The sequence below is a fragment of the Bacillus sp. 7884-1 genome (genome assembly GCF_002272245.1).
In the GTDB taxonomy this organism is placed as follows: Bacteria; Bacillota; Bacilli; order Bacillales; family Cytobacillaceae; genus Neobacillus.
Genome location: NZ_NPDD01000022.1, coordinates 18374 through 41245, shown reverse-complemented (window position 1 = coordinate 41245; position 22872 = coordinate 18374). Strand labels below are relative to the sequence as shown.

The following is a 22872-nucleotide window of genomic DNA, read 5'->3' as shown; positions in this document are numbered from 1 at the left end:
TTAATGGTAACATCAGTAAACAAACTGTACAATGAACGTATTTTGTCGTATTTTGCTTATACATTATAAAACAATTTTTCAGCATCAAAAAAAGATGAGCTATCATAGATAGGTCTCATCTTTTAGGTGAACTATTTATTTTTTACTCATTTAGGTTGAACTTTTTACCTGTTACTAGGTAAATGACATTCTCAGCAATATTTGTTGAATGATCTGCAATTCTTTCGATAAATCGGCAAACAAAAGAAAGTTGAATAATTTGGTTTGTAGCATTTGGATTTTCAGGTACCATGCTGATTAGTTCATGAACCAGTTTACCGAACATTTTATCCACTTCATCATCTTTTTCAGCACATTTTTGTGCTAACATAACATCTTCGTCTATATAAGCCTTCACGGACATGGATACCATTTCAAGGGCCTGATCCATCATTTTCGGAATATCCAATATTTCTTTAAAATGCTTTTCATTACCGATATGCAATGTAGCTTTTGCAATATTAACCGCCATATCAGCCATTCGTTCTACTTCAGATGAAACCTTCAGAGCGACATTGAGTGTTCTTAAATCTTTCGCGACAGGCGATTCTCTTGCAATCAAAAGCAATGCTCTATCATGAATTTCATTTTCCAAGGCGTCTATTTTATCATCACCATCAATGACTCGATTAGCTTTTTCAATATCGTGATTAATAAGGGCGCTTAATGAATCACGAACGGCCGTCTCCGCTAAACTTTCCATTTTTAAAAGCATTTCTTTTAAATCAACTAATTTACTATCAAATTTCGATCTTGTACTCATCCTATCACCTCATCATCCAAATCTTCCTGTAATATAGTCTTCGGTTCTCTTATCTTCTGGAGTGGAGAAGATTTTATTAGTTTCTGAAAATTCTATCACTTCTCCATTCAAAAAGAAAGCAGTTTTCTTAGATATACGTGCAGCCTGCTGCATGTTATGAGTAACGATAATAATACTGAATTCCTTCTTCAACTCCTGTACAAGTTCTTCTACTTTTAATGTTGAAATTGGATCTAGAGCAGAAGTTGGCTCATCCATTAAAATAACATCCGGTTCAATCGCTAGACAGCGGGCAATACAAAGACGCTGTTGCTGTCCCCCCGATAACCCGTAAGCATTCTGATTGAGACGGTCTTTTACTTCATCCCAAATGGCCGCTCCTCTTAAGCTTTTTTCTACAATTTGATCCAAGATTTTTTTATCGCGAATACCGTGTATTTTTGGTCCATAAGCCACATTTTCATAAATTGATTTCGGAAAGGGATTTGGCTTTTGGAACACCATTCCGACCTTTGTTCTTAGTTCTTCTACTTGATAAGATTTATCGAGGATATTTTTCCCTCGATAAAGAATTTCACCAGAAGTTCTAACGCCAGGAACTAGTTCAATCATACGATTTAATGTCTTAATATACGTTGATTTTCCACAACCTGAAGGTCCGATAATAGCCGTCACTTCATTTTCCATAATATCTAGGTTTATTTTCTTTAGCGCCTGATTATCGCCATACCATAAATCTAAGTCGCTTGTTTTATAAACAATTTTTTTTTCATGTGGATTAATAATTTTTGCAGTGGCTGTTGTTGTTACCATAGTAGTTTGCCTCCCTATCCTAGCCTTAATATCTTTTCTGGAATTTATTTCGAATTAAAACAGCAATCGAATTCATGATAATTAACATCACAAGTAAAACAATAATACCTGCTGCAGCTAAAGCATGAAACTCAACTTGAGGACGACCTGTCCAATTGTAAATTTGTAAAGGTAATACGGTCATACTATCAAAAAATGTTTTTGGTAAAAACGCAAGGAATAAAGGCATTCCAAGGACAACAAGCGGTGCTGTTTCACCGATTGCACGGGAAAGAGCCAAGATTCCGCCAGTCAGTATTCCTGGAATAGCAGCAGGAAGAACAATTCGAACAATAGTCTGCCATTTAGTAGCACCTATTCCAAATGAAGCCTCTCTTAATTGATTAGGCACTGCGCGAATAGCTTCTTGTGAAGCTACAATAATGACTGGTAAAACAAGTAGACTCATGGTAAGTCCTGCGGCCAGGACACTTGTCCCAAGTGCAAATGCACGTACGAATATTGTTAAACCGAGTAATCCGAAAACAATAGATGGGACACCAGCTAGATTGGAGATATTAACTTTAATAAAATTTGTTATCGCATTGTCTTTTGCATATTCTTCGAGATAGATGGCAGTACCTACACCCAGCAATAATGAAACAGGTGCAACAACAGCCATAAGCCAAATGGTTCCAATTAGAGCAGCATAAACACCTGCATTTTCAGGTTTCCTTGAAGGAAGACTTTGCAAAAATTGCAAATCTAAATAGCCAAGTCCTTGAGAGAATATCCGATATAATAATACTCCTAATATTAATAACACAAACATGGTTAACGCAAAAAATGTCCATTTTGAAAATGAATTTTTAGATAATCTTGATTTCATCCGCTTTACAACGGATTCGTGATTAATTAAATTCATTAATATTCCTCCCTAAAACGACGGGTGATGTATTGAGCTAATAAATTCATCACCAACGTAAATACAAATAATGTCATACCAACTGCATAAATGCTATAGTAGATCGTCGTACCATAACCTGCATCACCTTGGCTGACTTGGACAATATATGCAGTCATCGTTTGAATCGATCCTGTCAAATTCCACTCAAGATTCGGTGTTGAACCACCAGCAACCGCTACAATCATTGTTTCGCCGATTGCTCGTGAGATACCTAAAACGATAGAGGCAATAATTCCTGAGACAGCAGCTGGCAGGACGACTTTAATGGCTACTTCAAATTTAGTCGACCCTAGTGCAAGTGCACCTTCACGCATCGCATTAGGAACCGAAGTCATCGCATCCTCTGAGAGAGAAGCGATCATCGGTGTTATCATGATTCCAATCACAATACCGGGGCTCAACGCATTAAAAATTTCAAGAGATGGAATTATTTCACGTAATATAGGAGTAACAAAGGTTAGCGCAAAAAATCCATAAACAATCGTTGGGATTCCAGCTAAGACTTCTAATATCGGTTTAATAATTCTGCGAGCAGTTTCTGATGCATACTCACTCAAATAAATGGCTGAAGCCAATCCTATAGGAACAGCAACTATAGCAGCAATTACAGTTACCTTTATAGTTCCCATTACTAAAGGCAGAATACCGAATGATCCATTAGTTTCTGAAAAAGGATACCACTTTTTAGCGGTAAAAAATTCCTTAATAGATACTGCATCGAAAAACAAAAATGTCTCAAAAATGAGCGTAAGAACAATACCAATTGTGGTCAAAACAGAAACGGCCGCTGCAAGGAATAAAATATATGGCATGATTTTTTCAGTAATTCCTCCAGCACTCTTCCTTTTTTTCTTCTCTTGAATCATTTTCTGAACAGAGAAAGAATTTGTGTTTTGAGTAGTCAAATTGAAAACCCCTTTCATTCCAATGACAAGATGAGAAGCATATTTTTATGCTTCTCACCTATAAAATTATTCTAGATTTTACTTAAGAGTTTCTAATGTCTCTAACTGCTTTGTATACTCTTCTTCAGGTAATTGTACATATCCAACATCTTCAGATAATGTTGCAGCATTTTCTAAAAGAAACTTCATGAAATCATACACTTCTTCTTGATCTTTAATAGCAGAGTTTTTCACATAAGTGAACAATGGACGAGATAGTGGAGAATATTCTCCAGATTCAATGGTTTCATTCGTTGGCTCAACAGGACCGTCTCCGCCATCAATTGGAACGATTTTCAAAGTATCTTTGTTTTCTGCATAGTAAGCATAACCAAAGTAACCAATTGCATTCTTATCACCTTGAACGCCTTGAACTAGTGTATTGTCATCTTCAGAAAGAGTTGCTTTTTCAACAATTGGTTTTCCATCAAGAATTACTTCATCGAAATAATCAAAAGTTCCTGAATCTGTTCCTGGAGAGTATAATTTGATTTCTTCAGCTGGCCAATCAGGATTGATATCCGACCATTTTTTAGTGGTTCCATCTTCAATCCAAATTTTCTGTAAGTCTTCGATTGTTAAGCTTTCTACCCAGTCATTGTCTTTATTTACTACAACTGAAAGTCCATCATATGCTAATTGGAATTCTGTATAATCAATACCTTTTTCTTCAAGAGCTGCTTTTTCTTCATCTTTAATTGGACGAGAAGCATTGCTTAGTTCAGTTTCACCTGCGATAAAAGCTTCAAAACCACCGCCAGTTCCAGATGATCCAACAGGAACTTTAACATTAGGTTGTATCATTCCATATTCTTCAACCACAGCTTCCATGATAGGGAAAACTGTAGATGAACCGTCTATTTTAATTTCACCTTGAAGTTGCTTTACTTCTTCGCCAGCTTGTTCTTTGTTGCCTTCAGTTCCTTGTGCACCACAAGCTGCAGTAATCGCTAGCACACCAGTCATCATTGCTGTTAGTGCTAATTTCTTAAAGCTTTTCATTACTTAATTCCCCCTACGAAATATGGTTTGTTTAATCGTTGTTCGTTTTCCTTACAAGATTAATAATAAACTCCTTCTGTAAAGCTTGTTTTAATGAATTGTAAAGGTTTTGTAAATGAATGTATGACTTTTGTAAATCATTAATAAAATTGTGCTTTTATAGTATACTCCTTGTTTAAAAAAGTAATAAAAAAAACCTGCCTCAAGTTTTGAGACAGGTTTTAGAAGTATTATTGGTTATTTTGTTGTGTATCCGTAGTTTCTTCTGTTCCTTCTTCATTCTGTGTAGCATCTTGGTTTTCCGTCGCAGGAGTCTGCTTCTTTAGATTAAAATAGGTATCCATTACCCTCTTGCCAATAATATTCGCTGTAGCTGGACCGCTGTTTCCCTGATATGCCCATGGAACTAAAACAGCCATGGCAACTTCTGGATTATCAAACGGTGCATAGCTTATAAGACTAAGATTCATCACTTCAGGAGGTATTTTCCCAAAGTTCTTTCGCTGAGGACCATCATAAAAAGCTTGGGCCGTTCCGGTTTTACCTGCAGGATTGTACTCCACACCCTTAAAGGTACTAACACCAGTACCATCCCCTACTTGCATAACCATTCTAAAGCCTTCCTGTACCCGATCAATCCATTCATCCTTACCATCAATGCGATTTAATATATTGGGTTCAATTTCTTGAATAATCGGACCAAGTTGGTTACTCTCAAGCACAGGTTCACGAATTTCCTTTACAATATGAGGCTGAACACGGTAGCCGCCGTTAGCAATGGTTGAAACATATTGTGCTAATTGCATAACCGTATAGGTATCATACTGGCCAATTGCTAAGTCAAGTAATAATCCAGGCTGCTTCAAAGGTCCAACATATCCAGTACTCTCATTTGGAAGGTCAATTCCGGTTTTGGTACCAAGACCAAACTGACTGAAAGATTGACGCATCGTGTCAAAAGCAGTTAAATCTAATGGAAGCGGCTTATTCGGTGAGTATGTTCCACCTGCCATCTCAATCACAGTCTTCCACATATAAACGTTTGATGACACTTGTATTGCTCTTAGGTCATTAATAGAACCAAAGTTCTTCCAAGATGATTTAGGTGGTGTATTTTTTATTACTAAAGGTGAATCATACTGAATAGAACCTGGACGAATTGCCCCTGTATTATATCCAGTTAAAATCGTCGCTCCTTTGACAACAGATCCAACTGCATATGATGTCGTTATATTCCCAAGTGCAAAGTCACGCATTTCTTGTTTATTGGTCTCATCATTTTTAGCAATTTGCTTTCCGGCCATTGTTAATATTTCACCGGTATGTGGATTCATAAGAACAACAAAGGCACGGTCTAAAAGAGCCGATTTAGAATTTTGCTTTGCATTCCAAAGTTCCTCTTCAATAATCTTTTCTATTTCTAGTTGAAGATTCATATCAATCGTCAGAACTAGATCTTTTCCACGCTGCCCTTCAGAAACCTCTTCAGTAGATAGGATTTTCCCACCTTTATCAGTGACATTTTTAACTTTACCTTTTTGACCATGTAAAACATCTTCATATTGCAGCTCAATATAGCTTTTACCAACCCGATCATTTCGACTATAATCCCGAGCAAGATATTCCTCTAGTTTGTCCTTCGGTAAACCTTCACCAGAAGATGTTACATTTCCGAGTACAGTTTTTAATGTGTTCCCAAATGCATAATATCGTTCCCAATCCGTAGTAGTATCAACACCAGGCAGCTCTTCTAAATTTTCACTGACAACTGCAAATTCTTCAGGCGTTACATTTTCATTTTTTACTATTTGTTGGGTTAAAGCATAACCACTATTAAATTCCCTAAAAATGGCTAGGGTTTCTAAGTCTTGTTGAGATAAACTTTTAAGGTCTTCTTTAGTAATTCTTTTTAGCTGAAGGTTATATAGTTCTTTATCATCTAATTCGTCTTGGTCGTATAAGTCCCATTCTTTTTCAGTAATTTTTTCTTTTGCTTTCTCAGGATTCTTTAACAACCAGAAATCCTTTTTATCACGATCCCGAATTTTAGAGGTATCTTTATCAATCAGCTGTGCCAAACGTTCAGCGGTTTCAAGCATATCCTCTTGGCTTGAATCCTGAAATTTTGTGTAAGTAATGGCGTTTAACGGGGTATTATCAACAATAATTTTCCCGTTACGGTCAAACATTTTCCCCCGAGGCACTGGGTTATTTACGGTTATATCTTCTGTTCGCTCGATTTCACGTTTAAAATCTTCCCCATAAACGATTTGTACTAAACCTAAACGTAGAATCAGAACAGAAAACAGCATAAATACAACAAAGAAAAGCATGTTCAAGCGAAAAGTAACATGCTGCTTCTTCTTCTTTTTAATATTCAAGTTCTCCACTTCCTTGCCATCTCGACATTATAAGCCTTATTTTAGCGGAAAATCACCCTATTTACTACGAAAAACACTTACCAATTGACAACATTCAACAAACAATTGCTAAACCCTTATAAATTAAAAAAATACGATGAGTAATAAGGATTACTCATCGCATTACACTGTGGGTATTTGGACTTTTCTTACAAACAAATATATCAACGAATGTCCTGCCCCAATAAATAAAAGGAGGATTGGAATGCTTTTTTCAGCGTCAAACCAAGTAACGGCTGCTAAGAAAGACAAAATCGAAACAATTCTCCCCAAATTAATAAAAATCTCCCGAACAACAATATACTCTATTCTCATTTCTGCAGCTTTCCAAGCACTTCCAATAATATCATATGTAGTTGACATATAAGGGACAAGCAAAAGAGGATAAGCAACCGCAATCATGGCCGCATAAATTAATAGTTTTACATAATTAATATCCCAGACAATTAACAAAACAGCTAAATAAAGAATAATACCACCAACTAGAATAGCCTTTTTCCGCTTGTTCTTCTTAATTAACCGGGATGCAGCATAATAGGCTATGAAGGAAATTCCGGAATTAATAAGTCCAAACGTCCCTAGAGCCAGCTCACTTCCGGTAGAAATATAGACGAATACGGAGATAATAAATAAAAACGTTCCTTCTCTAAGTCCTTGAAAAAAATTAGCATTGGTGATAAGCCGCCAATTTTCATTTTTCTTTCTTTCATCCAGAATTCGTTTAAAACAATACTTTCCATTGGCAGGTCGCGGCTTTAACGAAAAGCTCAAGAACACAGCAAGTGCAAATAGCGATAAGGAAATTCCAAATACAATGGTATACCCTGTAAATTTTTCAAATCGTGTAATAATAAAGCCTGCAGCAATCGGTCCAATCATCCCGCCAGTCGAGGATAAGATTCCTAAAAAGCCATTAAAAAAATCTCTCGTTTCAGGCTCGGTTATTTCAAAAGTTAAAACATTGTAAGCAAGCCAATAAAACCCATATCCAATTCCAAGGAGACTTCCTAACAGTAATAAATATGTTGAAGCATTTTTGCCAGTTATTAAAACCATTAAGTAAAAAAGCGCTAAAAAACTAACTCCCACTCTTAACACTTTAACGCGATCAATTTTCTTTGCCCATCTGCCAGCTAAGATAAAGGTTAAAGGCTGTAAAATGACAATCGAAAGGTTATAAAGTGCTAGGTCAGAATATTCTCCTGTTTGTTTCCATAAATAAATATTCACAAAAGTATTTGATAGTGCAACACTTAAAGAATACGTGCCACCGATGAATAACAATAAGGATAAATCTTTTGTTAATTGTACGTCACCTAACAACTTAAATTTTTTCGCCATAAAAACTCCCCTTTGTGATAAGGGTTAGTCTTTAACAAGCAGGGGGCCTTTATACGAAAAAAACAAAAAGACAGCTGAAATCAGCTGTCTCCCTTAATACTTTTTTATTATTTCGCAGCGCTGTAACGCTTTGAAACTTCATCCCAGTTTACAACATTCCAGAAAGAAGAGATGTAATCAGGACGGCGGTTTTGGTAGTTTAAGTAATAAGCATGCTCCCAAACATCAAGACCTAAGATAGGTGTCTTACCTTCCATTAGAGGAGAGTCTTGGTTAGGTGTGCTAGACACTTCTAGTTCTCCATTGCTTACAGATAACCAAGCCCAGCCAGAGCCAAAACGAGTTGTAGCCGCTTTCGCGAATTCCTCTTTAAAGCTTTCCAAGCTGCCAAATTTATTATTGATTGCGTCTGCTAGTTCACCAGTTGGCGCGCCGCCTCCATTTGGAGAAAGGATTTGCCAGAAAAGTGCATGGTTCGCATGACCTCCGCCATTATTACGCACTGCTATACGAACGGGCTCAGGAACCGCATCAAGGTTTGCAACTACCTCTTCAACAGATTTAGATAATAATTCCTCATTACCTTGTAGTGCATTATTTAAATTTGTCACATAGGTGTTGTGATGTTTAGTGTGATGGATATTCATTGTTTCTTTGTCGATGTGAGGCTCAAGTGCGTCATACGCATAAGGTAATTGTGGTAATTCAAATGCCATTGTTATTTCCTCCTATGTATAAAAAGTATTTTTCCAGCTTTAGTTGTGTCTAAAATCAAAACGATATTAGAATATTCCTAAAGCTTTGTAGCTTAAGATTATCAGAGATAGTCTATTGTTTCAAATAAAATGCTTTGTTCCTAACAAATATACAATCTCCTTCCCGGTAAAATTTTATACATTAATTTTTTAGGAATGAAAACAGTTATAATTACAAAGTTTTCGATAAATTGTCATGTTTCAACCGGTGATAGGTTGTAAATACATGATTTAATCAAATTGTAGGGATAAAAGGAGTGGGAAATATGCTTAAAAGCAGTTTTTCTATATATAGTTTGTTAGATCGATTCTTTCGAAAAGCAGAACAAATACAAAAGGTAAAAGCGGATACTGTACTTTTTCAGGAGAAGGATGCTGTTGAATATGTATATCTACTGCTTAGTGGAAGCGTTTCACTAGGGAGGGTTCACATGCGCGGCAAAGACTTTATTTTAAAAATAGTAAATAGCAGAGAATTAATAGTGGAATATCAAATATTTAAAGATACTCCACATTATCAGTTTTATGCAAAGACCCTTTCTGATTGTGAAATAATTGCTATAAAAAAAGACCATTTTGAAGAATTTATCATGAATGACCCTGATGCGATGAATGCTTTTGTGGCATGGTTAAGCACAAGCTACCTAAAGGCTCAAATGAAATGCCAGGACCTGATTATGAATGGAAAAAAGGGAGGTTTATACTCCATCCTTATCCGTCTTTGTAATACCTACGGGGTAAAGTCAGACGATGGAATTCTCATTGATATGCCATTAACCCACCAAGAGCTTGCCAACCTAACCTTTGGAACAAGAGAAGTTATTCAACGTGCATTAAAAGAATTGCGGGAAAAAGATGTGCTATCCTATGATCAGCAAAAATTCACAATAAAAAATCTTAGATATTTAAAACAAGAAGTAGACTGTCAAAACTGCCCATATGAAATTTGTGGAGTAAATTAAAAAAACTCCTGCTCCAATCATGAGCAGGAGTTTTTTTGACTAAAGTACTACTAAGAAGAAATATACAATCATGAGGATTTGAATGATTGTTTTTGTAATGACGCTGCTGATAAATCCGACAACAGATCCAAAGCCAATCTTCAAACTATTTTTGAAATCCCTTTTATTTACTAACAGTTCTGCTCCCACCGCTCCAATAAATGGACCAAGCAGTATTCCCAAGAACGGGATGACAAATGGACCAAGTATTAGACCTATCGTACTTCCCCAGACCCCAGCCTTCGAACCGCCATATTTTTGAATTCCAATCATATTGGCGATATAATCCGCTATAAACAAAAGAATGATAAAAAAACTTTGAATCAACCAAAAGAACCAGCCAAAAGGCTCAAAGGAAAAAAAGACACCATACAATATATATCCAGCTAATAAGAACAACACACTAGGGATGATGGGGTAAATGAGTCCAACAAACCCAATGATAAATAGAATGACGATAACTGACCAATAGACTATTTCCAATAATGTTCATTCCTTTAGAAAATTTATTTTAAGAAATATACGAATTCATTCCCTAATTGGTTTCATAATTCATCATTCTTGTTAATATCAGTTCCTAAAGCTACAATAGAATGGTGAATCTTTATTAGGGTGGTAAGTTATGAATATTTTCAAACAATTTTATAAAAGTACTCATTCACCAAAGGACATTGCCTCTTTTCGCTTTCAGGGAATTGGAAAAACAATTTTATATGTATTTCTTCTCACATTACTCTCCATATTGCCTTCTATTTATTACATAGGTACAATGCTTACTGCTGGAATTGAAGGGACAAAATCCGTAATGAATGATGAACTCCCCTCCTTTACTATAGACAATGGGAGTTTATCTGCAGATACAGATGAACCTATTACCATTGAAAAAGGAGAATTTTCCATTATTTTCGATCCAACGGGAGTTATTTCAACCGATGATGTGGAAGATGAAGAGAATGCCTTCGCTTTACTTAAGAATGAAATTGCAGTATCAGCAGGAGGAAGAATCGATACCTATTCGTACTCCATGCTTGAAGGCTTAACACTTACGAAAGATGATTTTATTGACTTAGTCGATACAGTAGATGGAATGAAAGGAATTATTATTCCAGTCATTGCTTCTCTTATCTTCCTCTTTTCAAGTGCGATAAATTTCATTGAAGTGTCCATACTGGCTTTATTCGGCTTAGCATTAAAAAATCTGGCTGGCAGAAGTATTAGTTATCGCCACCTATGGAGAATGGCCGCTTACAGTGTAACACTGCCAACGGTATTCTTTACCATTATGAGTGCTATTAATACACCTGTACCAAATAGCTTCATGATCAATTGGTTTGTTGAAATAATCATCTTATACTTAGCAATTAAAGAAATACCAAAAGAAAAAGCAACTATCGAGAACTAACGCATCCCTTGGATGCGTTTTTTCGTTCTATATCGTATTGGACAAGCATAGGAATGTACAAACATTCCATTTTGGAGGCATGTCTCATGAAAAGAATTTTCCTTTTTCTATTTGGACTTCTAACCATTTATGTTATATATATTGATTTAACAGCCGGTACTCTACCTAAGGAGGAATCCCAAGCACCTGAACAAGCAATAGCGACAATGGCTGTTCCTGAAAATACGATTGCCGCATTTGAGGCCGAAGTTGAACCTGGTGAAACACTCATATCCATTGTCGAAGGTCATATTAATAAGCCTTTACCCGTTTCAATTGACGAATTAATTGGGGATTTCAAAAGCCTAAACCCAGGTCAATCTCCGGAGAAAATCCAAATTGGTGCCTCCTATCAATTTCCTGATTACTCAAAATAGGAAAACCAAGGCGTCAGTCTTGTCAAGATTAGTAAAGGACTGATAAAATAATAGGTGCGTGTTAAAACTAAACTATTATTCGAATCCAATTTGAAGGAGCGAATTTCCCTTGAGTGAAATTATTCATCGTACAAAGACCCGTCCAATAACAGTTGGCAATTTAACCATTGGCGGCAGTAACGAATTATTTATACAGAGCATGACAACTACTAAAACACATGATGTTGAAGCTACTGTTGCTGAAATAAAACGTCTTGAAGAGGCAGGCTGTCAAATTGTTCGGGTAGCGTGTCCCGACGAACGAGCAGCTAATGCCATTCCTGAAATTAAAAAAAGAATTAATATCCCGTTAGTTGTCGATATCCATTTTGATTATAAATTGGCGCTTAAGGCTATTGAAGGCGGCGCTGATAAAATCCGGATTAATCCAGGAAACATTGGTAAGCGTGAGAAAGTTGAAGCTGTTGTTAAGGCTGCAAAGGAACGTGGGATACCGATTCGAATTGGTGTAAATGCTGGATCACTTGAAAAAAGAATACTCGAAAAATACGGGTATCCAACCGCCGATGGAATGGTTGAGAGTGCCCTACATCATATCAAAATCCTTGAAGACTTAGATTTCCATGATATCATCGTTTCCATGAAAGCATCCGATGTAAATCTTGCAATCGAAGCATACGAAAAAGCTTCCAAGGCATTTGATTATCCTTTACACTTAGGTATTACTGAGTCAGGAACTCTTTTTGCAGGTACTGTTAAAAGTGCTGCAGGATTGGGAGCAATTATTAGCAAAGGAATCGGGAATACTCTCCGCATTTCTTTAAGTGCCGATCCTGTTGAAGAAGTCAAAGTAGCCAGAGAGCTTTTAAAAGTATTTGGCCTTTCTTCCAATGCTGCAACGTTAATCTCGTGCCCAACCTGTGGAAGAATTGAAATCGATTTAATCAGTATTGCAAATGAAGTCGAAGAGTATATCTCGACAATAAAAGCGCCAATTAAAGTGGCTGTTTTGGGTTGCGCTGTAAACGGTCCTGGTGAGGCAAGAGAAGCCGACATTGGGATTGCCGGTGCACGTGGTGAAGGCTTACTCTTCCGTAAAGGTGAGATTGTCCGTAAAGTACCAGAAGCTCAATTGGTCGATGAATTAAAGAAAGAAATCGATCAAATTGCAGAAGAGTATTTCCAGAAAAAAGCAGCTGAAGAGGCTGAGGTTACAAACTAAAAAAACGAGCTTGAAGAAACCCGGCAAAAGCTGCCGGGTTTCTTTTTTTGCCCCTATATTTACAGGTTACCATTTAAAAGAACGGGAGGATAAAGATACCAACAATAATTGATATGGCACCTATCCCGATTGCCCACGCTCCCAGACTCACTGCTCCTCGACGTCTGGCAATGAACCCTAATACAATACCTGCTGCACCAAAAAGAATCGGCATGACAAACAGTGATAGTATGGATAGAACTAAAGCAGCCCATCCCATGCCTGTTCCCTCTCTTGCCCCAGTTCCTTCACCGGATTTTGATCTTTCCTGGAATGCAGGGCGAGCGATTGGAACAGGAGCTGCGATTTCAGCTGCTGTTTCCTCTCTATAATCAGAAGGGTAATCTGGACTATCTACATCAGTGTTTGGACTTGGGAGATACCCACGTATTTTCGTGTCTTTTTTATCTTCCATCCGAATCCCTCACTTTCAGTAATAGGAGCATTTATTATTGTTTGTAACTTTCGTCATTTTAATATGGTAAAATAAAGTTAAAAACTTGGCAATTGAAGGTGACAACATATGAGGAAAAGATTTGGAATTGATATTGATGGAACAGTTACATGTCCATCTGCGCTTGTTCCCTTTATTAATGAGGGATTCGGGCTAAACCTAACACTCGCTGATGTTAAGGAATATGATTTGAATAAAGTTGTAAATGTTTCACAGGAAAAATTTTCAAAGTGGTTTGTTGAAAACGAACCGGTAATTTATGAGGAATCTCCACTTGCAGAGGGTGCAGAAACTATACTTAACATGTGGAAAAAAGAACATGAATTATTCTTCATAAGTGCAAGGGGCTCACACCTATTGGAAAATACAAAGAAATGGTTTAACAAAAAAGGCTTGTCTTATAACCATATAGAATTAATTGGTTCACACGATAAGGTTGCAGCAGCTAAACTCCATCAAGTGGATCTATTCCTGGAAGATAAACACGACAATGCTGTCATGATTCACGAAGAATGTGATATTCCAGTCCTATTGTTTAATACCCCTTATAATCAGGATCCTATTCCTAAGGGTGTTGTTCGAGTTAATAATTGGTATGAGGCCAATACTTGGGTAAAAAATTGGCTAAAATAGTAAAAACAGCATGGCCACTGCCATGCTGTTTTGTTTTTATTTAATGACACTCAGGACAACGTCCGTAAATTTCAAATTTATGCCCCGAAATATCATACCCTTTTAAATCCTCACTTAAGCTGTTCATTGGACAAGTTTCAATTTCTTTTGTCTTACCGCAATCCATACAGATGAAATGATGGTGATGCTGGTGGCGTGAACAGGAAAAGCGAAAATGCTTTTCGCCAGATAGTTCCGTCATTTCTAGAATTCCCATTTTAACAAAAAGAGAAAGATTCCGATAAATCGTATCAAAGCTTAACCCTGGATAGTCTTCCTTTAACTCATCTAAGACATCCTTTGCTGTTAAGTATTTATCACTGTCAGAAAATAGTTGAAGCATATCCTCTCTTTTTCCTGTTTGTTTAAATCCGTTTTCTTTTAAGAATTGAATGGCTTCATTAACATTCACCCTGCTGCCCCCCCTTGTGAAACATGATTATTAATCATTACTTTTTTATAAATGATGGTAAACACTAATATGGCCACAGCTATCATGACAATCGTTCCACCAGGAGCAAGGTCTAAATAATAAGAGGCAAATAACCCTCCAAGAACAGATATTTCCCCAAAGATGATGGACAAAACAATGGTTTGTTTAAAGCCTTTAGCAATGCGTATGCTTGCTGCAACTGGTAATGTCATCAATGAAGAAACAAGCATGATTCCTACTATTCGCATCGATGCCGCAATCACAAGTGCGACCATGATAATAAAAATAAAGTGAATGCTTTTTGCTGCTATTCCTGAGGCTTTGGCGTGTTCTTCATCAAAAGATAATAAAAATAGCTCTTTATATAATAAAACGATTGTCATTACGACACCGATACTAATAATAAAAATTACCCATAAATCTGTACGGCTGACTGCAGATACACTTCCAAATAAATAACTATACAAGTCCGTATTAAAACCATCCGCGAGTGAAATAAAGATTACCCCTAGACCTATACCGCCGGATAATATAATCGGGATAGCAAGCTCTTGGTAATGCTTATATACTCCTCGTAGTTTTTCAATGAACAACGAGCCTCCGACTGAAAAGACCATTCCTAAATAGAGTGGATTTAACCCGCTTAACGCAGCAAAGTATTTTTCAAGAAGAAGGCTGGCAGCAATTCCCGCTAAGGTTACATGACTTAGGGCATCGGCAATTAAGGAAAGCCTCCTTACAACAATAAATACACCTAATAATGGTGCAAGAAAACCAATTAAGATCCCTGTTAGAAAGGCATTTTGTAAAAATTCATATTGAAAAATTCCTTGAATCATTTAAAAACGCCTCCGTGGTCATGTTGATGGGATATTAGCTGGACATCCGTACCATACAATTCAGACATCCCCTCACTTTGGTGCTTTTCAAATTCGCGTGTATCTCCATGGAAATGCAAGTGCTTATTCAGACAAGCTACATGGGTAACTTTATCTGAAATAGTTCCAACATCATGTGTAACTAATAGAAGTGTAATTCCCCGCTTTTTATTTAGATCAGCAAGCATTTGATAAAATGCATTCACATTTTCCGCATCAACCCCGACGGTTGGTTCATCTAAAATCAATAGCCTAGGCTCACTTACAAGGGCACGGGCAATGAATACTCTTTGCTGCTGCCCTCCTGAAAGCTCTCCGATATTTCGATTACTAAACTTTCTCATTCCCACAGATTCCAAAGCATCATATACTTTTTGGGAATCTTCCTTCTTAAAAAAGCGAAATAATCCCAGTTTCTTAGTTAGTCCACTGGAAACAACTTCAAAAACTGTGGCTGGAAAACCTGTATTAAAGGAATTCGCTTTTTGAGATACATATCCGATTTGCTGCCAATCTTTAAATTTACTCATTTCCTGACCAAATAAGTGAATTTCTCCTTTTTGCGGCTTTAATAGTCCCAAGATTAACTTTAATAATGTTGATTTTCCTGAGCCATTTGGACCAACAATTGCCAAAAATGAGCCATTTGGTATGGCGAGGTTAATATTTTCAAGAACTGTATCCTTTTCATAGCGATAGGAAACTTGTTTTATTTCAATAATTGAATGTGATTTCATGGTTTCTCACCTTAATTTTAAGAATCATTCCGATTTAACTTAAAGTAGTATACAATAGGAACTTCCTATTGTAAAGCATTTACCTTTACACGAAGTATTAAAAAGTCGATGTTAGTCATTTTGTAACACTCTATTTTCACCTTTCATACAGTAGATGAAGGAGTGATGAGTGTGAAGATTTTTGAGAGCGTCATTAATCATAAGATTAATACCATTACTGGTGACGAACTATTCAAGTATGCGCAACAATTTAATATCCGAGTGAATAGGCAGCAAGCAAATAAGGTTGCTCAATACTTAAGAGGTAAAAATGTAAATATTTTTGATGCCCGCGAACGAGCATCACTAATTAAAGAAATTGCAAAAATAGCTGGCCCTGAAGTAGCAAGAGAAGTAAATAAGCTATTTGTTCAATTCACAAAATAAAAAACAATAAAGCTGTGCCCTTATGAGCACAGCTTTATCTTATGATTGCAAGATTTTGTCCAAAAGATTTTCGTTAAACTTCTTCTCTCTCAGCATTTCAATTTCAAATAAATACGGAGGCTTTTTATTATCTTTATCTTCACCGACATATGGTGTCTCTAGAATCTTAGGTACATCTGTCAGTTGTGGATGGTGGACGATATAATTGATAGCATCAAAGCCGATATGACCAAAGCCGATATTTTCGTGACGGTCTTTTCTCATACCAACTGCATTTTTACTATCATTGATATGAAGAACCTTTAATTTATCTAAGCCGACAATTTTATCAAATTCATTTAATACACCATCAAAGTCTTCGACAATGTTATATCCCGCATCATGGGTATGACAGGTATCAAAACAAACAGAAAGCTTGTCACTATAGTTTACACCATCGATAATCATCGCTAATTCCTCAAATGACTTCCCACATTCAGAGCCTTTGCCTGCCATTGTCTCTAAAGCAATTTGCAGCTGCTCTTTTCCCGTTAATACTTCATTCAATCCTTCAATAATCTTTTTTATTCCCGCTTCCGTACCTGCACCAACATGTGCACCTGGATGCAGCACAATTTGTTTAGCGCCAATTGCCTCTGTTCTTTCAATTTCTGTACGGAGGAATCTTACACCTAATTCAAACGTATCTGGATTCGTGGTATTACCGATATTGATGATGTATGGTGCATGGACAACAATTTCAGAGATCCCGTTCTCCTCCATATGCCTTCTTCCTGCTTCAATATTCAAATCCTCAATTTTTTTCCTTCTAGTGTTTTGCGGTGCTCCCGTATAGACCATGAATGTATTCGCACCATATGAAACGGCTTCCTCGCTCGCTGCCAGCAGCATTTTTTTACCGCTCATTGAGACATGTGATCCTATTTTCAACAAAACCTTCTCTCTCCCTTCAAAATCTTACTTCTTCTTTATTCTTCGTTGACGTTTTTTTATTTTGTCCATTTCCCACTGCATTTTCTTTTTATAGCCCGGTTTAACTTTTTGAGGTTTCTTGACCATTGACTTAGCAGTCTTATCTGCTTCATCCTCTTTTCTTACCCTTGTTTTTCTTTTATTGCGATCTTCTAATTCAACAAATTCTTCTTTTTTAAGATCGACGTATTTAAACTGAATCCCCATCTTTTCAATGCGGTTTAATGCATCTTCATCGGAGATATCATAAATGGTGAGGGCAATTCCCGAGTTTCCGGCTCTTGCAGTCCTTCCTACTCGGTGGATATAAAAGTCCAAATCTGTAGGTAATTCATAATTGATAATATGACTGATTCCTTCAATATCAATTCCTCTTGAAGCTAGGTCTGTCGCAACGATATATTGGTACTCTAAATCTTGAATTTGTTTCATCATTTTTTTTCGTTCACGGGGGTTAAGATCTCCATGGACACGCGCAACCTTTAGCCCTTTATTAATCAAAAAGTTGGCAACCTCTTCAGCCATCTTTTTTGTATTGGTAAAAACAATCGCTAAATATGGATTGTATTGAATAAGAGCATCGTGAACAAGCTGTTTTTTATTTCTGTGCCTAGAAGGCAATAGATAGTGTGTTAAATTCTCAGCACTTTTTCTCTTGGCATCAATTTGAATGGATTTCGGGTTTTCCATGTATTTTTTGAGAAACGGTTTAAGTTTTTCGGGAATTGTTGCCGAAAATACAAGCATTTGTAATTTCTCAGGCATTTTTGCAGCTACCTGATCTAGATCCTCGATAAAGCCCATATCTAGCATCATATCTGCTTCATCAACAACAAGAACTTCTGAAGTATGGACAAATAGTGCTTGTTCAATCATCAGATCTTTAATTCTGCCTGGAGTTCCTACTACAATATGGGGCTGTACTTTTAGTTTATCAATGGTTCTTTGTTTGTCTGTACCGCCAATGTAGCATCTAGTCATGATGGCTTTGTCAGGACTGCAATGCTCTGTCACCTTTAAAATTTGATGATAGATTTGTGAAGCAAGCTCTCTTGTTGGTGCTGTGATGACAGCCTGTACCTCTTGCCGCTCAGTATTTATTCTTTCTAGAATTGGCAATACAAAGGCAAGTGTTTTACCTGTTCCAGTTTGTGATTGACCGATGGCACTTTCATTTTTCAAAACCAGTGGTATCATTCGTTCCTGAATTTCAGTTGGTTCATGAAAACCTTGTTCCTTAATTGCTTCTATAATAAAAGGTTGAAAATTAAAACGTTCAAAACGATTTTCTTTCATGTTATTGCTCCTTATATATTAATATCTACCGTTTATGGAGTAGTTTCCTTACTTTAGCAAGAGCTTCCACTTTTATTTCCATCATATCATTATAGTAAAGATTCATCTAAATAACCAGTTATTATCATCTTTTACTTTTGGGCCACTTTTAATCATGAAAATTTATTGTTTATCCTAGTGTTTATTCCTAAACCAAATTTAGGTAATTGCATACCTTAAATTATAAGGCTTTTTTGAGAGGAGGACTTACGTATGCAGCAGCCTAGACCGAGATATCCTATGTACGGGCATATGGGTCCAAACATGATGGGAAGAGGACCATATGGAGGTCAACAGCACATGATGAATCCTTATGGCGGCAGTGGACAGATGATGGGGTTTCAGAAGAATAGCAACAGTGGCAGCACTATGATGGGAAGAGGGCAAGGAAGAAGAAGTGGCGGCGGCTTACTTTCGAAAATTCTTGGCGGGAAAAAGCAAGGTAATCAACGTGCTGGCCTTGGGGGTGCGCAGACAGCCGGTCGAGCTGCTTCCAGCGGAGGAGGAGTTGGTTCATTACTTCAAACACTAAGTAATCCGAACAGTCTGACTGGATTTCTTAACAACACCCAACAGGTTTTGAATTCCGTTCAATCCATAACACCCATGATTCAGCAATATGGACCATTAGTCAAGAACATCCCTATGATGTGGAAATTGTATAAGGGTTTTAAAGATTTACCAACGGAGGAACAAAGTGAAGAAAACACGCCAGATACCCATATACTCGCAGAGGAGTCTGCTTCACCCCCTGCAGAACCCAAGAAAAGACCTAAAAAGAAAAGGGTTGTTCAATCTGAAAGAGTTGAAGAAAAACGACCAGATGGGCCATCTATCCCTAAACTATACATTTAAACAAATGGATGCTGAAAATCAGCATCTTTTTATTTTTCTGTTATTTTCACAAGAAATATTTACAGAAATTTCACAGGAAAAATGTATCTTTGTATTATTTCTATTAGTTTTATATAATAAATACATAGATTCAAAGTCAATGTTCTTTAGGAGGACTTTATAATATGCAAATCATTAAGATTTCACCGCGCGGATACTGTTATGGTGTCGTTGACGCAATGGTAATTGCAAGAAATGCTTCACTAGATAAATCATTACCACGTCCTATCTACATTTTAGGGATGATCGTTCACAATAAACACGTAACGGATGCTTTTGCAGAAGAAGGCATTATTACACTCGACGGAAAAAATCGCAAAGACATTCTAGATAAGGTAGATACAGGAACTGTTATTTTTACAGCTCACGGTATATCCCCTGAAGTAAGAGAGCTAGCAAAAAAGAAGGGACTTGTTACGATTGATGCTACATGTCCAGATGTAACAAGAACGCATGATTTGATAAAAGAGAAGACAAAGCAAGGCTACCAAGTCATTTATATTGGTAAAAAAGGACATCCTGAGCCTGAAGGTGCTGTTGGTGTAGCTATTGATCTCGTACACCTTGTCGAAACACCAAGCGATGTAGAAGCCTTAAACATTCATAGTGATAAACTGATTGTTACCAATCAAACCACCATGAGCCAATGGGATGTTACTGATACCATGAAAAAGGTTCAGGAGAAATATCCGCATGCACAGGCTTATAATGAAATATGCAACGCCACACAAGTGCGTCAGGAAGCAGTTGCTGGTCAAGCCACTGAGGCTGATGTAACGATTGTGGTTGGAGACCCGATGAGTAATAACTCCAATCGACTCGCGCAAGTCTCGGAAGAAATTGCTGGTACAAAGGCTTATCGAATTGCTGATATCTCTGAGTTAGATATTGAGTGGATTAAGGATGCGAAGAACGTCGCCGTAACATCTGGCGCTTCGACTCCTACACCAATCACCAAGGAAGTCATAACCTTCTTAGAGCAATTTGATCCCAAAAACGAAGCAACTTGGGAACGTCAGAGAAATGTTCCATTAAATAAAATATTACCTAAAGTAAAAAAATAACCGGTCGCATCACATTCGACCGGTTTTTCTTGTCTAGCTACAGCACCTAGGGGCTTCCACTTTTCTATACAAATTGAAACGGATCCGTGTTCACATTTGAAGGGAAAATTTCAACTTCATAGCCAGATTCCTTACACATTTTTGAAAGTGTTGCCGTAAGTCCCTTTTTCATAATTTTTTCGACATTATGACCAGGATCTATCATGTTTAATCCCTGCATCATCGCATCATGTGCAGTATGATAATAAATATCCCCTGTAATATAGACATCTGCACCCCTAAACTTTGCGCTCATGAAATACTTATTGCCATCTCCGCCTAATACAGCCACTTTCTTGACACGTGATGATAAATCACCAACTACCCTAACCTTATCAACTTCCAATGCTTCTTTTACCCTCTCAGCAAATTCTCCGAGTGTCATTTCTTTGACTTTGCCGATTCTGCCAAGCCCAAGAACTTCTCCTTTATTTTCAACAGGATAAATATCATAAGCAACTTCTTCATATGGATGAGCTTTTACTATAGCTGTAACTGCCCTTTTTAACAGATGCTCAGGTACAACCGTCTCAATTCTTACTTCATCCACCGATTCTAAACGACCTTGCTGGCCAATATGCGGGTCCGTATTTTCCCCTGGTAAAAACCTCCCAGTTCCATCAGCTGAAAAGGAACAGTGGCTGTAATTACCGATATAGCCAGCACCAGTATCCCCAAGGACCTTCCTAATTTCCTCTGCGTGACTTGCCGGTGTGTAGACAACTAGTTTCTTAAGTTTCGTTTCGTATGTAGGTACTAGGACTTCAGGGGCTTCCAATCCCAGTGCGTTCGCTAGGAGGTCATTTACCCCGCCTTTAGCCACATCAAGATTAGTATGAGCTGCATAAACCGCTATATCATGCTTTAATAGTTTTTCAATCATTCTTCCCTGTACAGTGTCTGTTAGGACATTCTTTAGAGGGCGAAAAATTGGCGGATGATGGGCGATGATTAGCTGTACATTCCTTTCAATGGCTTCATCAATCACCTCTTCTAGGACATCAAGAGCAATCATGACTTTATCTATTTTCTGATTCAACCGGCCAATTTGCAAACCTATCTTATCATCTTCCATCGCAAGACCCTTAGGAGAAAACTGTTCAAATAGTTGAATGATTTCATGTCCATTCGCTTTCTTCATTGCCCAATACCCCCTTCACTAGAGTGATTTTTTCTAAGACCTCTCCTTTTTTCTCTTCTGTTTCTGCAGAAGGTGCAGCACTTTCAAGCTGTTCATAAATCCGCTTCCAGTTCTTTTTTTCTAAACTCCATTTCTTTCTAAACGCACTTTCTTTTCTCAAAAGCAGAAAAGGTCCGACTAAAAGGCCAGTTTCTAAATTAATATCACGATATGGCTTTAAGGGGTCTCCCCTTTCAGCAACTAAAATCTCGTATATTTTGCTATCCTCTTCAATGATTTCTTCAGCAATCAGTTCCCAATTGTTATCGATTAACCACTTTCGAATGGCAATTGCATTCAGATTAGGCTGCAGGACAAGCCGCTTAACTGCAGAAAGCTTTTCTTTACCATTTTCTAAAATATTGGCAATAAGACTGCCGCCCATTCCGGCAATGGTAATACAATCCACATCTCCTGGCTGAATTACCTCCAAACCATCACCCATTCTCACTGAAATCATGTCAGTAAGTCCTTCTGCCCTTACATTTTTTTCAGCAGACTGAAATGGGCCTTTTGCAACCTCACCAGCAATCCCAAAGGTTATCACACCGTTCTTAACAAGATAACTTGGTAAATATGCATGATCAGAACCTATATCTGCTAACTTTGAATCCTTTGGAACATGTTTTGCTACCGTTTCTAACCGTACGGATAATTTATCTGTATTCAAATCATTCACCACTCT

25 protein-coding genes are annotated in these 22872 nt (G+C 37.3%); 8 read left to right on the top strand and 17 right to left on the bottom strand.

Annotation, left to right across the window (positions count from 1 at the left end; genetic code table 11):
- Window positions 1–142 precede the first annotated feature (142 nt).
- From phoU to CHI06_RS03675, 8 genes are all read right to left on the bottom strand, one after another.
- Window positions 143–802: a phosphate signaling complex protein PhoU gene (gene phoU, locus CHI06_RS03710; protein WP_095247080.1), complete on the bottom strand. Its 660-nt coding sequence runs from the start codon at window positions 800–802 to the stop codon at window positions 143–145.
- Window positions 803–814: 12 nt separating this feature from the next.
- The gene (gene pstB, locus CHI06_RS03705; RefSeq protein WP_095247079.1) at window positions 815–1615 is read right to left on the bottom strand and encodes a phosphate ABC transporter ATP-binding protein PstB; all 801 of its coding nucleotides are present in this window, start codon (window positions 1613–1615) and stop codon (window positions 815–817) included.
- Between the two features lie 25 nt (window positions 1616–1640).
- On the bottom strand, window positions 1641–2519 hold the full coding sequence (pstA, locus tag CHI06_RS03700) for a phosphate ABC transporter permease PstA (protein WP_095247078.1): 879 nt from the start codon (window positions 2517–2519) through the stop codon (window positions 1641–1643).
- Complete coding sequence (gene pstC, locus CHI06_RS03695; protein ID WP_095247077.1) at window positions 2519–3484, bottom strand: phosphate ABC transporter permease subunit PstC; 966 nt, start codon at window positions 3482–3484, stop codon at window positions 2519–2521. The genes pstA and pstC overlap by 1 nt, the downstream gene beginning before the upstream one ends.
- Before the next feature lie 60 nt (window positions 3485–3544).
- Window positions 3545–4507 carry a PstS family phosphate ABC transporter substrate-binding protein gene (locus tag CHI06_RS03690; RefSeq protein ID WP_095247076.1) on the bottom strand — a complete coding sequence of 321 codons (963 nt, stop codon included), beginning with the start codon at window positions 4505–4507 and terminating at the stop codon, window positions 3545–3547.
- Window positions 4508–4737: 230 nt separating this feature from the next.
- Window positions 4738–6840, bottom strand: coding sequence for a peptidoglycan D,D-transpeptidase FtsI family protein (locus CHI06_RS03685; RefSeq protein WP_179292529.1), 2103 nt, complete (start codon window positions 6838–6840; stop codon window positions 4738–4740).
- A gap of 210 nt (window positions 6841–7050) precedes the next feature.
- Window positions 7051–8268, bottom strand: a complete 1218-nt coding sequence (locus CHI06_RS03680) for an MFS transporter (RefSeq protein WP_095247074.1) — start codon at window positions 8266–8268, stop codon at window positions 7051–7053.
- Between the two features lie 107 nt (window positions 8269–8375).
- Window positions 8376–8984, bottom strand: a complete 609-nt coding sequence (locus tag CHI06_RS03675) for a superoxide dismutase (RefSeq protein WP_095247073.1) — start codon at window positions 8982–8984, stop codon at window positions 8376–8378.
- A gap of 305 nt (window positions 8985–9289) precedes the next feature.
- Between CHI06_RS03675 and CHI06_RS03670 the strand changes: the two genes are divergently transcribed.
- The gene (locus CHI06_RS03670; protein ID WP_095247072.1) at window positions 9290–9985 is read left to right on the top strand and encodes a Crp/Fnr family transcriptional regulator; all 696 of its coding nucleotides are present in this window, start codon (window positions 9290–9292) and stop codon (window positions 9983–9985) included.
- A 39-nt stretch (window positions 9986–10024) separates the two neighbouring features.
- Here CHI06_RS03670 and CHI06_RS03665 read toward each other — a convergent pair whose 3' ends face one another.
- Window positions 10025–10507 (bottom strand): DUF456 domain-containing protein, encoded by a 483-nt coding sequence (locus tag CHI06_RS03665; RefSeq protein WP_095247071.1) that lies wholly within the window; start codon window positions 10505–10507, stop codon window positions 10025–10027.
- A gap of 139 nt (window positions 10508–10646) precedes the next feature.
- On the opposite strand from CHI06_RS03665, the gene CHI06_RS03660 reads away from it, so the two are divergent.
- From CHI06_RS03660 to ispG, 3 genes are all read left to right on the top strand, one after another.
- Window positions 10647–11426 (top strand): DUF1189 domain-containing protein, encoded by a 780-nt coding sequence (locus tag CHI06_RS03660; protein ID WP_095247070.1) that lies wholly within the window; start codon window positions 10647–10649, stop codon window positions 11424–11426.
- Between the two features lie 86 nt (window positions 11427–11512).
- On the top strand, window positions 11513–11842 hold the full coding sequence (locus CHI06_RS03655) for a hypothetical protein (protein ID WP_095247069.1): 330 nt from the start codon (window positions 11513–11515) through the stop codon (window positions 11840–11842).
- A 118-nt stretch (window positions 11843–11960) separates the two neighbouring features.
- Window positions 11961–13064 carry a flavodoxin-dependent (E)-4-hydroxy-3-methylbut-2-enyl-diphosphate synthase gene (gene ispG, locus CHI06_RS03650; RefSeq protein ID WP_179292528.1) on the top strand — a complete coding sequence of 368 codons (1104 nt, stop codon included), beginning with the start codon at window positions 11961–11963 and terminating at the stop codon, window positions 13062–13064.
- Between the two features lie 73 nt (window positions 13065–13137).
- On the opposite strand, the gene CHI06_RS30355 is transcribed toward ispG, so the two are convergent.
- A complete protein-coding gene (locus CHI06_RS30355) occupies window positions 13138–13518 on the bottom strand; it encodes a DUF4190 domain-containing protein (protein ID WP_257009155.1) in 381 nt (126 codons plus the stop codon).
- A 108-nt stretch (window positions 13519–13626) separates the two neighbouring features.
- Between CHI06_RS30355 and CHI06_RS03640 the strand changes: the two genes are divergently transcribed.
- A complete protein-coding gene (locus tag CHI06_RS03640) occupies window positions 13627–14190 on the top strand; it encodes a hypothetical protein (protein ID WP_095247067.1) in 564 nt (187 codons plus the stop codon).
- A 40-nt stretch (window positions 14191–14230) separates the two neighbouring features.
- Here the strand turns inward: CHI06_RS03640 and CHI06_RS03635 are convergent, their stop codons facing one another.
- Genes CHI06_RS03635 through CHI06_RS03625 form a run of 3 tightly spaced genes read right to left on the bottom strand, consistent with a single transcriptional unit; the run spans window position 14231 to window position 16277 of the window.
- Complete coding sequence (locus CHI06_RS03635) at window positions 14231–14641, bottom strand: Fur family transcriptional regulator (RefSeq protein WP_095247066.1); 411 nt, start codon at window positions 14639–14641, stop codon at window positions 14231–14233.
- Window positions 14638–15501, bottom strand: a complete 864-nt coding sequence (locus CHI06_RS03630; RefSeq protein WP_095247065.1) for a metal ABC transporter permease — start codon at window positions 15499–15501, stop codon at window positions 14638–14640. Before CHI06_RS03630 ends, CHI06_RS03635 begins: the two co-directional genes overlap by 4 nt.
- Window positions 15498–16277: a metal ABC transporter ATP-binding protein gene (locus CHI06_RS03625; protein WP_095247064.1), complete on the bottom strand. Its 780-nt coding sequence runs from the start codon at window positions 16275–16277 to the stop codon at window positions 15498–15500. The genes CHI06_RS03630 and CHI06_RS03625 overlap by 4 nt, the downstream gene beginning before the upstream one ends.
- A gap of 171 nt (window positions 16278–16448) precedes the next feature.
- Here CHI06_RS03625 and CHI06_RS03620 point away from each other — a divergent pair, with 171 nt between their 5' ends.
- Entirely contained in the window at window positions 16449–16703 is a 255-nt protein-coding gene (locus CHI06_RS03620; protein WP_095247063.1) for a DUF2624 domain-containing protein, read from the top strand.
- 39 nt (window positions 16704–16742) lie between these two features.
- On the opposite strand, the gene CHI06_RS03615 is transcribed toward CHI06_RS03620, so the two are convergent.
- Together CHI06_RS03615 and CHI06_RS03610 are read right to left on the bottom strand one after the other, a co-directional pair.
- Window positions 16743–17636: a deoxyribonuclease IV gene (locus CHI06_RS03615; protein WP_095247062.1), complete on the bottom strand. Its 894-nt coding sequence runs from the start codon at window positions 17634–17636 to the stop codon at window positions 16743–16745.
- A gap of 24 nt (window positions 17637–17660) precedes the next feature.
- Window positions 17661–18971, bottom strand: coding sequence for a DEAD/DEAH box helicase (locus CHI06_RS03610; protein WP_095247061.1), 1311 nt, complete (start codon window positions 18969–18971; stop codon window positions 17661–17663).
- Between the two features lie 252 nt (window positions 18972–19223).
- On the opposite strand from CHI06_RS03610, the gene CHI06_RS03605 reads away from it, so the two are divergent.
- Together CHI06_RS03605 and CHI06_RS03600 are read left to right on the top strand one after the other, a co-directional pair.
- The gene (locus tag CHI06_RS03605) at window positions 19224–19865 is read left to right on the top strand and encodes a YqfQ family protein (RefSeq protein ID WP_257009154.1); all 642 of its coding nucleotides are present in this window, start codon (window positions 19224–19226) and stop codon (window positions 19863–19865) included.
- Between the two features lie 164 nt (window positions 19866–20029).
- Complete coding sequence (locus CHI06_RS03600; protein ID WP_095247060.1) at window positions 20030–20968, top strand: 4-hydroxy-3-methylbut-2-enyl diphosphate reductase; 939 nt, start codon at window positions 20030–20032, stop codon at window positions 20966–20968.
- A gap of 64 nt (window positions 20969–21032) precedes the next feature.
- Here CHI06_RS03600 and CHI06_RS03595 read toward each other — a convergent pair whose 3' ends face one another.
- Together CHI06_RS03595 and CHI06_RS03590 are read right to left on the bottom strand one after the other, a co-directional pair.
- The gene (locus tag CHI06_RS03595; protein WP_095247059.1) at window positions 21033–22148 is read right to left on the bottom strand and encodes a Nif3-like dinuclear metal center hexameric protein; all 1116 of its coding nucleotides are present in this window, start codon (window positions 22146–22148) and stop codon (window positions 21033–21035) included.
- Window positions 22126–22857 carry a tRNA (adenine(22)-N(1))-methyltransferase gene (locus tag CHI06_RS03590; protein WP_095247058.1) on the bottom strand — a complete coding sequence of 244 codons (732 nt, stop codon included), beginning with the start codon at window positions 22855–22857 and terminating at the stop codon, window positions 22126–22128. Before CHI06_RS03590 ends, CHI06_RS03595 begins: the two co-directional genes overlap by 23 nt.
- Window positions 22858–22872 lie beyond the last annotated feature (15 nt).